We start from the raw sequence: 13,004 nt of genomic DNA, 5'->3' as shown, positions 1-13,004 counted from the left end.
GATGGTTAAGAAGGTTGCTGCTCCGCTTCCTGCTTTTTTGCCAATTTATGACCTTCATCACTTACACCCATTTTCCAGTAACTGCTAATGTAGATCTGGCTTTTAGGTACAGATTTCTCTTTTAGGAAATAGTCTCTTAGTGGACGCATTGAATTCATTTCACAGGCACTCCAAACAAAGCCCTTACCTTCAAGCCATGGCAGACTAAGCACCTTGTCGACTAATAAGGTATTAATATTTTCCTGATCAGGGTTAACCACACAAACAAGCTCTACCCCTGCAGGCAAATCCAAATTAGGTTTATCTTCTATAGATAAAAGCTCAACAACTAAATAACCCTTAGCATCTTTAGGCAAACGCTCAGCAATGACACTAAGCGCGGGTAAGGCTGTCATATCCCCAACTAAGAAAAACCAATCTGAATCCATGTCTGGCAATTTCACCAAACCTGGACCAAGCAAAGAAATTTGATCACCAAGTGAACAAGATAACGCCCATGCTGAAGCAGGTCCATTATCACCATGAGCAACAAAATCTAGATCTAAGGTTAAGGCTTTTTCATCAAAATAACGCACTGTGTATGAACGCATCCTAGGCTTGCTATCACTTTCTACACCCGTTTCCGTTGGCTGTGGAAATAGCAACTTTACATAGCCGCCTTCAGCGCCCATAGGAAAATCACTAAGGGCTTCACCTTGTAGCTGAATTCGAATCATATTAGGGCTAAGTTGCGTTTTTGCATTTACGGTCAAAAGACGAGTTGTTCGCGTAGACATAAAATCTCCTAAGTAAAAATGCTTAAAAATCAGTAAAGAAGACAAAAGGCTATCGCTTTATCTCTCTAGGTGAAAATAGGTTCCCTAGCCATCAATGGCAACTAAAATAACACAGCATAAGAAATGACTGCGTCTTCCGATTAAAGCTAGTATACATAAAACCCTAAATAAGAATGAGAATCAAATAAGAAATCAAATATTCAGCTTACAAACCTCCTTCTAATTGATATCTGTTATACATGATGTTGAACATAGAAAAACATGACTTATTACTTCATGGTTATTTTATTAAGATAAAAATAGCTGTTCTTTACTACAAAGTTTCATGCTTTTGTAATCTTAAAATCCTTTACTTTATTTAGCTCCGAAATAAGTTAAAGAAAATTCAGTGAGAGCATCAAAGACATTAAAAGGGAAACTTATGTCAGACCGTATAACAATAGAAATTACTAGCCATATCGCTCAAGTGAGATTAAACCGAGCTGATAAGCTGAATGCTGTCGATATGAATATGATTTATGGATTAATCGAAGCTGCAGCCAAAATTAAACAGCAAAAAAATATCAGGGCGGTTGTGATAGCAGGCAATGGCCCCTCTTTTTGTTCTGGATTAGATATTCCTAGCATTATGGCGCAACCGGATAACATCCCTAAACTGCTGACAACAGAAGAAGGTTATGACGCAAACTTGGCCCAACGTTGTGCCCTTGATTGGCATGACTTAAACATCCCAGTTATCGCAGCATTACAGGGACATGTTTACGGTGCAGGACTACAAATCGCCATGGCAGCAGATATACGTATCGCGCAAAAAGACACCTTGATGTCCATCATGGAAATTAAATGGGGGCTGATTCCAGATATGTCACTCACTGCCACTGTCCCTCATTTTGCACGCCAAGATGTGATTAAAGAGCTGACCTTTACAGGTAAAAAGTTTAGCGCTGAAGAGGGTCTAGCTTATGGTTTAGTGACTCGTTTAGATGAAGATCCGCTTACAGCAGCAACCGAGCTTGCCCAGCAAATCGTAAATAAAAACCCAGATGCGGTTCAAGGGGCTAAAACCCTACTTAACCAAGCTTGGCAGCAGGAAAGACAAGCCTCACTTGCCCTAGAAGAAAAGATACAAAGGACGATTATTGGCAGTAAAAACCAGATGGAAGCCGTTCAAGCTAACTTTGCCAAACGCCAAGCGAACTTTGAAGACAAGTAATAAAGGTTTAATTCAGCCAATAAAAAAGGATCACCAGTTAGGTGATCCTTTTTGCTCTCTTAGATCTGCTTAAACTTTAAAATCGCCCATTGTTTGGGTAAGGGTTTGAGCATGTCCTAGTACTTGCTTACTGGCTAAATGCGATTGCTCAGCATTACTACTGGTACTTTGCGCAGCATCAGAAATATTGCTGATACTCGAAGTAATATCGTCACTTACTTCCGCTTGTTGATCCATAGAAGAAGCTATCTGAGTTGCCATATTCGAAATATTACTGATGGATCCTGCAATACGAGAAAGCGCTTCGCTGGCTTGTTCTGCATGTGCCACACTCGCATCCGCTTGTTCACGACTTTGCGCCATCACACTAACAGCCGCATTCGACCCTTTCTGTAATTCAGTAATCATATTTTGGATCTGTTCTGTCGACTCTTGTGTTCTACCTGCTAAGGTTCTTACCTCATCGGCCACAACGGCAAAGCCTCGACCTTGCTCTCCAGCACGTGCCGCTTCTATCGCCGCATTGAGTGCAAGTAAGTTAGTTTGCTCGGCAATGCCTCGGATGACATCCAAAATACTGCCAACATTTTCAGTATTTTGTTCAAGAGATACTAAGGCTTCTGAAGCTTCACTCACCCCTTTTGCCAAGCTATTAATCGACACCTTACTTTCATTTACCACTTGCTCAACTTGCTTAGCATCATCATCAGATTGTTTGGCAGCAAGCGCCGCACTTTCAGCATGATTTGCCACATCTTTTACCGTTGACTGCATCTCGGAAATTGCTTGAGTGATATTGTCGGTTTGTGATTGCAATTTCTCCATACCTTTACTGGTTTCAATAGAGGCATAGGTCATCTGTTTACCTTCACTCGACAGCTGAATCGCTTTGTCATTTGTCTCTATGATGAGATTATGAATGCCTGCAATAAAACGGTTAAAACTACGAGAAATGTCCGATAACTCATCTTTACCCTCTTCGGATAAACGCAAAGTTAAATCTTTAGCACCATCAGCAATATTACTTAAAGACTGATCAAGTTCATGTAGAGCAGGTAAAATACGACGACGTAAGAAGAGAATAGAGCCCACAATTACCACGCCACAAATTAAGCTGCTCATAAGCGCAAGAGAGTGAGTGCTTTCATTTACTGCGATAACTTCTTGATCCCCTTCCACCAAAGCAGTTACTAACTCTGATGCTATAGCATCAAGGGAGTCAGCTAATTGAGCAGATTTATCATCAAAGCCACCAGCCCCTTTCATTAAAGTATTACCCGCTTCGGTGCCATCTTCTATGTAGGTGTAAGCCATTTTCACACCAGCCGCATGCATAATATCAAGCTGGTTTTTCAAGGCCTGAATTTCTTGAGCACGTTCTGGCAATATTTGCTCTAATGCATCAAAACTTTCAATAGCACCCGCTTTACTCTCATCCGCTTCTGCTAGGGCCTCATCGCTTCGCGTTGCGCCAATGTCAGTCAGAAACTGTTGTACTTGCACAACATAGTAACGAGCATCTTTTATTCTTCCAACAGATTCTGAAATTAATGCCTGTTGTCTCATCACATTTTCGTTTCGTTCAATCCCTTTTTCAGTAATGGAGAATAATGCCACTAACGAAATCAAGACGACTAAAATTACAATACTAATCAAGCGATTAATTGTCATACCTAAACCTACTCAGAAAATGTTTTTAAAGAAATTTCTATTCATGTTAGACAAAGTCCTTACTTGCGTTAAGCTAAGCTTGTGTAAACTTCACTTAAGGGGTGTAAAGCCATTCACTTTTGTCTCCTTTAGTATTTGTAAAATCTATTACCTAAACCTTAAGGTTTTATTAAGGCTATGACATTTCTCAAAAATCCCTATTTATATTTTTTTATTCACACACCAGCCTACAAGTGTAAAATTAGTTAAATACTCACCATCGTTATTCCTCTAAAGAGATAGCTGCAAAAATAATAAGGAAGACACTATGCAACTAGCCATATCCTGTACGGATAGAATAGGTATTGCACAGGATGTGCTAGACGTTTTAGCTCATCATGAAATAGACCTAACTGGCATAGAAATTAACCATCAAGACGACGGCTTCTTTTTAAGCACCATGCAAGTTGAGCTACCTAGCCTGCAACTCGTCATGGCAGAAATACGTAAAGTAGAGGGTGTGAAGGATGTAAAAACCACATCTTATTTGCCTATGAGCCATAGTTTAAACGAGTTACAAAACATTATGGATCAGCTCACTGAGCCAGTTTTTAGCATGGATCTAAACTTTAAATTAGTCATGGGTAATCAGGCTGCTAATGCGTTATTTAATTGGCATTTAGATAAAAGCAAACAAGTTATTCATTGCCAAGATTACCTTGTTTTTAAAACGCTGCCTCAGCAAGTTAATCAGCCATCTTTTGAAAATGTTCAGGTTAAGCAAAGTTTGTTTTTAGCTGATATCAGGCTCGTCAACAAAAGCCATCTCGATAGTCATTACTTAGTTCGTTTATACAACCCTAAGCAATTAACGAATCTTCTAAGCCATTCTCACTCTAGCAACATCCCTAAAGAAAACTTTTTAGCAAGCAGCCTAAGAATGCGCAAGTTGCTTAAAGTGGTTAATGTGGCAACACAGTCAGAAGCGCCTTTATTAATCAGTGGTGAAACAGGGACAGGTAAAGACCTTCTAGCGAATATGAGCCACAAACAAGGGCCGAGAAAAGATCAGGCCTTTTTAGTATTAAGCTGCGCCACCCTGCCAGATAATGTGGCTGAAAATGAACTCTTTGGTCATGCCCCTTTTGCGTTTTCGAATGAGGATGGTGAAGGTAAAAAAGGCCTGCTACAGCTCGCTGATAAAGGCACACTATTCTTAGATGAAGTGGGTGATATGTCGGCGGTTCTACAAGTAAAACTTCTACGCTTTTTAGAACAAGGTAAGTTTCGCCGCATTGCCGATGAAAAAGAAATAGAAGTTGATGTACGTATTATTTGTGCCACCCAACATGACCTTTTTAAAAAGGTTGAAAGCGGTGAGTTTAGAGAAGATTTGTATTACCGACTTAATGTGCTCAATGTCACCATCCCACCTTTAAGAGAGCGTGATAATGATATTTTGCCTTTAGCTCAGTACTTTATTGAGTCTATTTGTGCTGAACAAGGAAAGCCTCTACTGACATTAACTAAAGAATGTGAGTCAGCAGTCTTAGCTTATCCATGGCCAGGAAATGTTCGCCAACTTAAAAATACCCTATTACGGGCTATCAGCATGTTAGATCATGAACAAATAGAATTAGAAGATCTAGCCTTACCTCAGTACCAACAAGCGACCCAGATGCAAGCTTTAGACGTAGCAGAGTTTGAAGGTAGCCTAGAACAAGCAATGAAGCAGTTTGAGAGCCAGCTACTGAAAAGTTTATTCCCCAGCTACCCAAGTTCACGTTTGCTGGCTAAAAAGCTTGGCCTTAGCCATACGGCCATTGCGAATAAACTAAAAGAGCATGGTATCAATAAGGAGAGCCTCTCTTAAGGTTTTTTAAACTAAGTTTCTATTCAGTAGAGTCGATTATCTAAGAGCTTGTCAGTTAAATATCAGCCAATTAAATGATCAACCCTTTAAAAGGAAACGCATCTCGAATCTACTTACTTTCGGGTGCGTATTCTTTTTCTTACAGCAGTTGTAAACATTTATTTACAGCTAAGCTTACTCTTTCGATAGACTGATTCAACTCAATTTTTCCTAGATAATCTCACTATTTCTAATCTACTTTTTTCATTCTTAAAGAGAACAAAGGGCTAACTCGTTCAAATTTTAATCAGGCGTAAAGCCAAGCTTACAACCAAGTACTTTTTCCGACTATCTCGACCTCATTAACAAGACTTTTGTTTTACCCATAAATTCGGTTTATTTAAAAGCAACTAACGCAAAAACAAAAACAAAAGATTGCAGGAGATAGACATGAACACGGCTTTAAAAATTGATTACAGCATCAACCCACTAGGTACAGACGGATTTGAATTTGTTGAATACACAGCAGCAGATGAAAAAGGTATCGCTGACCTTAAAGCCCTATTTGTTTCCCTCGGTTTCACCGAAGTTGCCAAACATAGATCTAAAGAAGTTTGGTTATACCGTCAAAACGATATCAACTTTATTGTTAACTCTGAACCAAACTCTCAATCAGAAGCTTTTGCTCGCATCCACGGACCAAGCGTTTGTGGCATGGCTTTTAGAGTGAAAGATGCTTCTGTTGCCATGCAACATGCCATTGCCAATGGTGCCAAAGAGTTTAGCGGCAACCTAGGCGCTATGGAGCTAAAACTACCTGCTGTATACGGCATAGGTGAAAGCACTTTGTACTTTATCGACCGCTACGGAGATAAAAGCATTTATGACGTAGACTTCAATTTCTACGAAGACTACCAAGCAAAAATGCTATCTCATCAAGCGGGTCTATATGAGGTTGATCACCTTACCCATAATGTCATGCGTGGCAACATGGATCATTGGGCAGGCTTCTACGAAAACATTGGTAACTTCCGCGAGATACGTTACTTTGATATTGAAGGTAAATTAACAGGCCTAGTTAGTCGTGCTATGACCAGCCCTTGTGGCAAAATCCGTATCCCTATCAATGAATCTTCAGACGATAAATCTCAAATCGAAGAGTTCCTAAACCAATACAATGGCGAAGGTATCCAACACATTGCCATGTCTAGCTCTGATATCTATGAGACAGTGCGCCAGCTTAAAGCCGGCGGCCTTAAGTTTATGAGCACACCTGATACCTATTATGCCAAAGTAAACGACAGGGTCGTAGGTCACGGTGAAAACCTAGCAGACCTTCAAGACCTGAGTATATTGATCGATGGTGCGCCACTTAAAGATGGCACCTTGCTGCAGATCTTTACCGATACGGTAATAGGTCCAGTCTTCTTTGAGATCATTCAGCGTAAAGGCAACGAAGGCTTTGGCGAAGGTAACTTTAAAGCCCTGTTTGAAAGTATCGAAGAAGACCAAATTCGTCGCGGGGTATTAAACGATGCGTAAACCTGCGAGCTTTCCCCACAAGGAAGGTATTACTTCAAATCAGGCCCATGCGGACTTCCCTGAAGAGGCGATTTATGAGAGAGAAGCGGGTCGCAGTGGCTTTTTTGGCCCTGCTACCCAGTTCCATCATAAACATGCGCCAACAGGTTGGAGTGAGTGGACTGGGCCATTAAAGCCCAGAGCATTTGACCTAAATAAGTTGGATCTCACCAGTGCTAATCCTTGGCAGCAAAAACCTGTGCTTAGTAATGCCCACTGTAAAATGCGCATGTGGCAACTTACGTCTAGTATGGATTATTTGGTGAGTAATGCCGATGGTGATGAGTTGCTATTTATTCACCAAGGACAAGGCATTATCTGGAGTGATTATGGCCACCTTACTTTCAGCGAAGGGGATTACATTGTCATTCCACGTTCGACCAAATGGCGTTTAGAGCTAGAAGAAGCGGCACACATATTAATGATTGAAGCGACTAATGATAGCTATCAATTACCTGAAAAAGGCCTAGTGGGTAACCATGCTATTTTTGATCCAGCTGCGCTTCGTATTCCTGCGATCAACCAAGCCTTTTTAGATCAGCAAGATGAGAATACTTGGCAAGTTGAAATCAAACGACACAATCAGGTTTCAACAGTTACTTACCCTTTTAATCCGCTAGATGCCCAAGGCTGGCATGGAGATTTAAGTGTATTAGCCATTAACTGGCGCGAGATTCGTCCATTAATGAGCCATCGATATCATTTACCGCCATCTGCCCACACTACTTTTGTAGCCGAACGCTTTGTCATTTGTACTTTTGCACCTCGCCCTATTGAAAGTGACCCTGGTGCATTGAAAGTACCTTTTTATCATAACAATGATGATTATGATGAAGTGCTTTTCTACCATGCAGGAGACTTCTTCAGCCGTGACAATATCGATGCAGGCATGATGACATTTCACCCTGCAGGCTTTACCCATGGCCCTCACCCCAAGGCATTTAAAGCAGGTCGTGAGCATAAGAAGAAATTTACCGATGAAGTCGCAGTCATGATAGATACAAGGGATTCCTTAGAGATTGGCGAGATAGCACATCAGGTAGAAAACCCTAATTATGTTTATAGCTGGCAAGAGAAATAGCCAGATATTACAAACGATCAAAGACCCTATAGAGAAAAAGGCCTAGACCAAACTTTTGGTCTAGGCCAGAGAATAAAGGTTAACCCTATGAAACTAGCCACATTAAAAAATAACCGCCGTGACGGTCAACTTATCATCGTTAGTCGTGATCTAACGGCTGCTGTCGATGCCAGTGATATTGCTCCAACTCTGCAAGCCGCTATTGATAATTGGGATGATATCAAACCAAGACTAAAGCATAGATATGTTGCTCTTTGCCAAGGTGAAGCCGCAAACAGTTTTGCCTTTGATGCTGCTGCTTGTGAATCTCCTCTACCTAGAGCTTATCAATGGGCCGATGGCAGCGCTTATGTAAACCACGTGGAATTAGTACGTAAAGCCAGAAACGCTGAAATGCCAGAAACCTTTTGGCATGACCCTCTTATGTATCAAGGTGGTAGCGACCAATTTATTGGCCCATATGACGATATCCAATTAACGGATGAAGCTTGGGGGTTAGATTTCGAATCTGAAATTGCAGTAGTGACTCAAGACCTTGCCATGGGAGCGAACACACAAGCTGCTTCAGAAAGCATTTGTTTGTTCATGCTCGTCAATGACGTGTCTCTGCGTAACTTGATTCCAGGTGAATTAGCAAAAGGCTTTGGTTTTTTCCAGAGCAAACCTTCTAGCGCGTTTTCTCCTGTTGCAGTCACGCCAGATGAATTGGGCGAAGCTTGGGACGGCAAGAAACTTCACCTGCCTTTAGTGACCCATTTAAATGGTGAGTTATTCGGTAAACCAGAAGCCGGTGTTGATATGACTTTCGACTTCCCTACTTTGGTTAGCCATGCTGCCAAAAGCCGCCCTCTAGGTGCTGGTTGCATTATCGGTTCTGGCACAGTGTCAAATTACGATCGCAGTTTAGGTTCTAGCTGTCTAGCTGAAGTACGTATGTTAGAAACGATAGAACAAGGTAAGCCTGAAACCTCCTTTATGAAGGTAGGTGATAAGGTACGCATTGAGATGTTTGATGCAGATGGAAAGAGTATTTTTAGTGCTATCGAGCAGAATGTTGTGGCTTACAAACCAGCACCTTAATGCTTTAACGATTAGGGCCCTATTTTTTAGGCCCTTTTTACCTCTATCACTCTCTCACTAAGACAAACTAATAAGAACAAGGTAAAAGCATGTTAACTCTCTATGGCTATTGGCGTAGTTCAGCGGCATATCGAGTCAGAATAGCCCTTAACCTTAAAGGCTTAGACTATCACTCTGAATCTGTTCACCTTGTGAAAGACGGTGGTCAACAGCATTTAGAAAGCTATCAGTCGCTTAACCCAGCCGAGCTTGTCCCGACCCTAGTTGATGGCGAGCTTGTGTTAAATCAGTCCATGGCGATTTTGCAATATTTAGACGATGTTTATCCTCAGTATCCCCTTCTACCAGAGGATAAAATAGAAAAGGCCAAGGTAACGGCATGTGCTTTAGATATTGCCTGTGAGATGCACCCTATTAACAATTTAAGGGTATTACAGTACCTTAAATCCCCACTGGGGCACTCGCAACAAGAGACTGAAAATTGGTATAGACACTGGCTGAAAGTAGGCTTTGATGCATTAGAAAAACGTTTAGCATCTCATGGCGGCAAGTATTGCTTCGCAGATCAAATAACTATGGCAGATCTAGTACTTGTGCCTCAAGTTTATAATGCCATCAGGTATCAATTAGACATGAAAGCTTACCCTAAAATTCTAGGAATTTATGAGAACTGCTTGTCATTAGAAGCATTTTTCAAAGCATCGCCAGAACAACAAGAAGACGCAAATTAATGCTTTAATGTTTCGCGAGATACAAAAAAACCGCCACTCATGAGAGTGGCGGTTTTTTCTTCCTTTAAAGACAGATTAATCTTCTAAAGGAACAACCTTACCAATATAAGGTAGGTGACGATAATTCTGTGCGTAATCAATTCCCACACCGACAACAAACTCATCAGGAATAGCGAAACCAACCCACTTAACATCCACTTCCACTTCGCGGCGTGATGGCTTATCTAACAAGGTACAAATATTGATAGAGTTAGGTTCACGGATAGAAAGAATCTCGCAAACCTTATTCAGGGTATTACCTGTATCAATAATATCTTCAACAAGGAAAACATCTTTACCTTTAATATCATCATCTAAATCTTTTAGGATACGAACATCGTGAGATGTGGTCATATCATTGCCATAACTTGAGGCAGTCATGAAATCGATCTGGTGAGGAACATCAATCGCACGGGCTAAGTCCGCCATAAAAACAAAAGAACCACGTAACAAACCCACCATTACAAGGTTGCTGCTGTCTTTATAATGTTCACTAATTTCCTTACCTAAGTCATTAATTCTCTGCTGAACTTCCTGTTCAGAAATCATCACATCTACGCGGTGTTTCATTGCTTCTCCACTGATAACGAGGCTGGCCATCATTAAGTTGTGTATCACTGTCTTGGGAAGATACGAAAAGTCTGTCCACTTGTTCGAATCGTTACCATTCTAACACCACCAAGCAGGTTTGTTTTTGTTAAATAGGATTTTCATGAGCAATAAATTTCATCATGTAAGTTATTAAAATGAAAATCACTCGATATCTATAGGCTAATCAGCCTCTTCTTCGTCCATTTGACTCTTTTGAGCATGCCAAAAATAATGCTTATAGTGAGTGTTTTCTTCATAACCTAACGTTGAATAAAGGTTTTGTGCAATCATATTATGCTCACCCGTTTCTAGCTCAATTCCCTTGGCTCCGGTTGCTACTGCATAATCATGTGCAAACACCATCAACTCTTTAGCACAGCCTTTACCTCTCGCTGAAACTCTTACGTACAGGTCATTGAGAATCCAGTATTTCTCTAATGATACAGAGCTAAAGCCTTGGTAAAGGGTGATAAAGGCTTTTATTTTTTTATCTTCTATTGCCAGAATAAACACTGCATCTTGGTGATCGTATCTCGCCTTAACCCAAGCCTGACTATCCGCCAGCTCTGCCAAGCTTTGCAGACTAATAGATGTACTACGGTATTCATGAAAAAGCTTAGATAGAGGGTCGAGATCACTTTCATTAGCTAAACGATACTCCATATTCAGCCTCCTTTTTAAATGATATGGAAGATGACAAGTGTACGTTAGCCAAGAATAAAGACTCAATAAATGAAGAGTGTAAAAGAGGTAAATCATCCCTAAGAAAGTGAATCAACAAACAGAAAAAATTGAAATAGCAGAATCAAACTTTGCGCTTAATAGAGAATATGACTTTCGCATCAATGAGGTCTAGATTAATCCAACCCATTTGTTCGGATGACACACTTCGCTGGCCATCGCCCACTAACCAAGCGCCTTTCTCTAAACACAGCTGAGTAACACGCTTTATAATGTAGCCATACTCTGGGTGTTTCACCAAGATGATGTCATTTACAGAAATAGAAACGTATAGACGAGTGGCGATAACAAAGTCACCAGAGCGTAACGAGGGAAACATACTGTCACCCTCGACTTTATGAAAGCAAAAAATGCTCATTAGATACGATTCGACTTAAATAGCATCTAGCTTAGGGTAAACGACAGCTTCTGATGGTAGGTAAGGTGAGATAGCTTTATAAGTTGCTACGCCTTTAGTTAACCAAAATGCTTCGGCAAATTCATTGACCAACTCAAGTAATCCCAGAGCATCATCACGAGACACACCTTGTTTTGCCTTTGAAGCCTGCAGCATAATTTTATGTACCAACTCATGGGCATTAGGCACTTGGTCGAACTGAGGTTGCTTAAAGTAGTCTCCCCAAATGACACGCACTTCTTCTTTTACTTTAGTGCCATGGGCTTCTTTTTCATTAACCAAGCGAATCAGCTGAGCTTGATCCTTGATAGATAAACAGTCTTTTGCATCCAACTCATTAATGAGATCAACCATACGAATAATGGTTAATGCGGCAATTTGAGCAGTCGCTGGATCATAAATTTTACAAGGGATATCACAATGGGCAGACACAGTTGCAACCTTAGCGTTACCCACTAATTTTTTAGTAATGGTATGCAACATAACTAGTCTTCCTTTTTATTTGATTGTGAAAATTTATTCTTAACGGTGAAGAAAACCCCAACAGCAGCGACACCAAGAATGGCAACTATGGTTAAGGCATGAATTGGATCACTTAGCCAGTGACTATGATCATGACCTGGGTGAGCAAAAGCACTGGAGGAAACTAACGCAGCAAGTGCGATCAATTTAGTACGCAAAATATAACTCCTTTAGAGTGTTTGATAATTAGTGAAGAATCACTGCATGATGATTTTGAGCAGATAAAGCAGCTAATGACGCCTGAAATGTAGACAGTTTAAGGTCTGAAACATCATTTTGATTCGCTTTCAAAAAGCGACACCATTCGTTATGTAGATGAGAAGCTCCATGCAAAATGGCATGCTTTTGTTTTTCTGACAGCTGCGGCTTTGCATTAACTGCAATCAGAAAACTCAGTGCATTATCAAAACACTCCCTTGCTTTAATAAAGTCATACAGTGCTAGATGATTATCTATCGCATTAAAATAACTCACTAACACAGCCGCTATCGCCCTATCTGCATCTAGTTCAAATAGCTGATTAAAATGTCGCTTTGAAAAGAGTAATGCTGAAGTGTTTAATTCAAGCGCCTCTCGATAAGCACACTCTTGAAATGCCCTTCTAGCATGTCGCATCAACTCTTCCCAATGGGTAATAGGTACATCCATAACAACTCACCAAAACAAATGATAACGAGAATCATTATTATATATAATTTTAACAAGCACAAGATTCAAATTAACGAATATAAGGAAAGAGGCGGTGAGTTA

14 protein-coding genes are annotated in these 13,004 nt (G+C 40.6%); 6 read left to right on the top strand and 8 right to left on the bottom strand.

The window, feature by feature from the left end; translation table 11 throughout:
- Nucleotides 1-5: 5 nt before the first annotated feature.
- The gene (locus Q0A08_RS21230; protein ID WP_438463494.1) at nt 6-776 is read right to left on the bottom strand and encodes a siderophore-interacting protein; all 771 of its coding nucleotides are present in this window, start codon (nt 774-776) and stop codon (nt 6-8) included.
- A 421-nt stretch (nt 777-1,197) separates the two neighbouring features.
- Between Q0A08_RS21230 and Q0A08_RS21225 the strand changes: the two genes are divergently transcribed.
- On the top strand, nt 1,198-1,989 hold the full coding sequence (locus Q0A08_RS21225; protein ID WP_438463493.1) for a crotonase/enoyl-CoA hydratase family protein: 792 nt from the start codon (nt 1,198-1,200) through the stop codon (nt 1,987-1,989).
- Nucleotides 1,990-2,058: 69 nt separating this feature from the next.
- Here Q0A08_RS21225 and Q0A08_RS21220 read toward each other — a convergent pair whose 3' ends face one another.
- A complete protein-coding gene (locus Q0A08_RS21220; RefSeq protein WP_438463492.1) occupies nt 2,059-3,660 on the bottom strand; it encodes a methyl-accepting chemotaxis protein in 1,602 nt (533 codons plus the stop codon).
- 307 nt (nt 3,661-3,967) lie between these two features.
- Between Q0A08_RS21220 and Q0A08_RS21215 the strand changes: the two genes are divergently transcribed.
- The 5 genes from Q0A08_RS21215 (at nt 3,968) to maiA (ending at nt 9,964) form a co-directional block, all read left to right on the top strand.
- A complete protein-coding gene (locus Q0A08_RS21215) occupies nt 3,968-5,512 on the top strand; it encodes a sigma 54-interacting transcriptional regulator (RefSeq protein ID WP_438463491.1) in 1,545 nt (514 codons plus the stop codon).
- Between the two features lie 429 nt (nt 5,513-5,941).
- Entirely contained in the window at nt 5,942-7,033 is a 1,092-nt protein-coding gene (hppD, locus tag Q0A08_RS21210) for a 4-hydroxyphenylpyruvate dioxygenase (protein WP_438463490.1), read from the top strand.
- A complete protein-coding gene (locus tag Q0A08_RS21205; protein WP_438463489.1) occupies nt 7,026-8,153 on the top strand; it encodes a homogentisate 1,2-dioxygenase in 1,128 nt (375 codons plus the stop codon). Before hppD ends, Q0A08_RS21205 begins: the two co-directional genes overlap by 8 nt.
- Before the next feature lie 87 nt (nt 8,154-8,240).
- On the top strand, nt 8,241-9,233 hold the full coding sequence (locus Q0A08_RS21200; protein ID WP_438463488.1) for a fumarylacetoacetate hydrolase family protein: 993 nt from the start codon (nt 8,241-8,243) through the stop codon (nt 9,231-9,233).
- Between the two features lie 89 nt (nt 9,234-9,322).
- On the top strand, nt 9,323-9,964 hold the full coding sequence (gene maiA / locus Q0A08_RS21195; protein ID WP_438463487.1) for a maleylacetoacetate isomerase: 642 nt from the start codon (nt 9,323-9,325) through the stop codon (nt 9,962-9,964).
- Nucleotides 9,965-10,039: 75 nt separating this feature from the next.
- Here maiA and hpt read toward each other — a convergent pair whose 3' ends face one another.
- The 6 genes from hpt to Q0A08_RS21165 all read right to left on the bottom strand — a co-directional run bounded on the left by hpt (nt 10,040) and on the right by Q0A08_RS21165 (nt 12,902).
- Nucleotides 10,040-10,573, bottom strand: a complete 534-nt coding sequence (gene hpt, locus Q0A08_RS21190) for a hypoxanthine phosphoribosyltransferase (protein WP_438463486.1) — start codon at nt 10,571-10,573, stop codon at nt 10,040-10,042.
- 201 nt (nt 10,574-10,774) lie between these two features.
- The gene (locus Q0A08_RS21185) at nt 10,775-11,257 is read right to left on the bottom strand and encodes a GNAT family N-acetyltransferase (RefSeq protein ID WP_438463484.1); all 483 of its coding nucleotides are present in this window, start codon (nt 11,255-11,257) and stop codon (nt 10,775-10,777) included.
- A 142-nt stretch (nt 11,258-11,399) separates the two neighbouring features.
- The gene (locus tag Q0A08_RS21180) at nt 11,400-11,693 is read right to left on the bottom strand and encodes a S24/S26 family peptidase (RefSeq protein WP_438463483.1); all 294 of its coding nucleotides are present in this window, start codon (nt 11,691-11,693) and stop codon (nt 11,400-11,402) included.
- Between the two features lie 15 nt (nt 11,694-11,708).
- Nucleotides 11,709-12,215, bottom strand: coding sequence for a superoxide dismutase, Ni (sodN, locus tag Q0A08_RS21175; protein WP_438463482.1), 507 nt, complete (start codon nt 12,213-12,215; stop codon nt 11,709-11,711).
- A gap of 2 nt (nt 12,216-12,217) precedes the next feature.
- Nucleotides 12,218-12,412 (bottom strand): hypothetical protein, encoded by a 195-nt coding sequence (locus tag Q0A08_RS21170; RefSeq protein ID WP_438463481.1) that lies wholly within the window; start codon nt 12,410-12,412, stop codon nt 12,218-12,220.
- A 28-nt stretch (nt 12,413-12,440) separates the two neighbouring features.
- Entirely contained in the window at nt 12,441-12,902 is a 462-nt protein-coding gene (locus Q0A08_RS21165; protein WP_438463479.1) for a hypothetical protein, read from the bottom strand.
- Between the last annotated feature and the right edge of the window lie 102 nt (nt 12,903-13,004).

This window comes from Marinomonas sp. PE14-40, assembly GCF_051623805.1.
GTDB lineage: Bacteria > Pseudomonadota > Gammaproteobacteria > Pseudomonadales > Marinomonadaceae > Marinomonas.
Note: the sequence above shows the minus strand (reverse complement) of the source record. Positions and strands in the feature narration are given on the sequence as shown.

Excerpts from the sequence above, each read along its gene's own strand:
- Q0A08_RS21205 (WP_438463489.1), top strand. The coding sequence starts at position 7,026 with ATGCGTAAACCTGCGAGCTTTCCCCACAAGGAAGGTATTACTTCAAAT.
- hppD (WP_438463490.1), top strand. The coding sequence starts at position 5,942 with ATGAACACGGCTTTAAAAATTGATTACAGCATCAACCCACTAGGTACA.
- Q0A08_RS21225 (WP_438463493.1), top strand. The coding sequence starts at position 1,198 with ATGTCAGACCGTATAACAATAGAAATTACTAGCCATATCGCTCAAGTG.
- Q0A08_RS21180 (WP_438463483.1), bottom strand. The coding sequence starts at position 11,693 with ATGAGCATTTTTTGCTTTCATAAAGTCGAGGGTGACAGTATGTTTCCC.
- Q0A08_RS21230 (WP_438463494.1), bottom strand. The coding sequence starts at position 776 with ATGTCTACGCGAACAACTCGTCTTTTGACCGTAAATGCAAAAACGCAA.
- Q0A08_RS21165 (WP_438463479.1), bottom strand. The coding sequence starts at position 12,902 with ATGGATGTACCTATTACCCATTGGGAAGAGTTGATGCGACATGCTAGA.
- Q0A08_RS21220 (WP_438463492.1), bottom strand. The coding sequence starts at position 3,660 with ATGACAATTAATCGCTTGATTAGTATTGTAATTTTAGTCGTCTTGATT.
- sodN (WP_438463482.1), bottom strand. The coding sequence starts at position 12,215 with ATGTTGCATACCATTACTAAAAAATTAGTGGGTAACGCTAAGGTTGCA.
- Q0A08_RS21185 (WP_438463484.1), bottom strand. The coding sequence starts at position 11,257 with ATGGAGTATCGTTTAGCTAATGAAAGTGATCTCGACCCTCTATCTAAG.
- Q0A08_RS21200 (WP_438463488.1), top strand. The coding sequence starts at position 8,241 with ATGAAACTAGCCACATTAAAAAATAACCGCCGTGACGGTCAACTTATC.
- maiA (WP_438463487.1), top strand. The coding sequence starts at position 9,323 with ATGTTAACTCTCTATGGCTATTGGCGTAGTTCAGCGGCATATCGAGTC.
- Q0A08_RS21215 (WP_438463491.1), top strand. The coding sequence starts at position 3,968 with ATGCAACTAGCCATATCCTGTACGGATAGAATAGGTATTGCACAGGAT.
- hpt (WP_438463486.1), bottom strand. The coding sequence starts at position 10,573 with ATGAAACACCGCGTAGATGTGATGATTTCTGAACAGGAAGTTCAGCAG.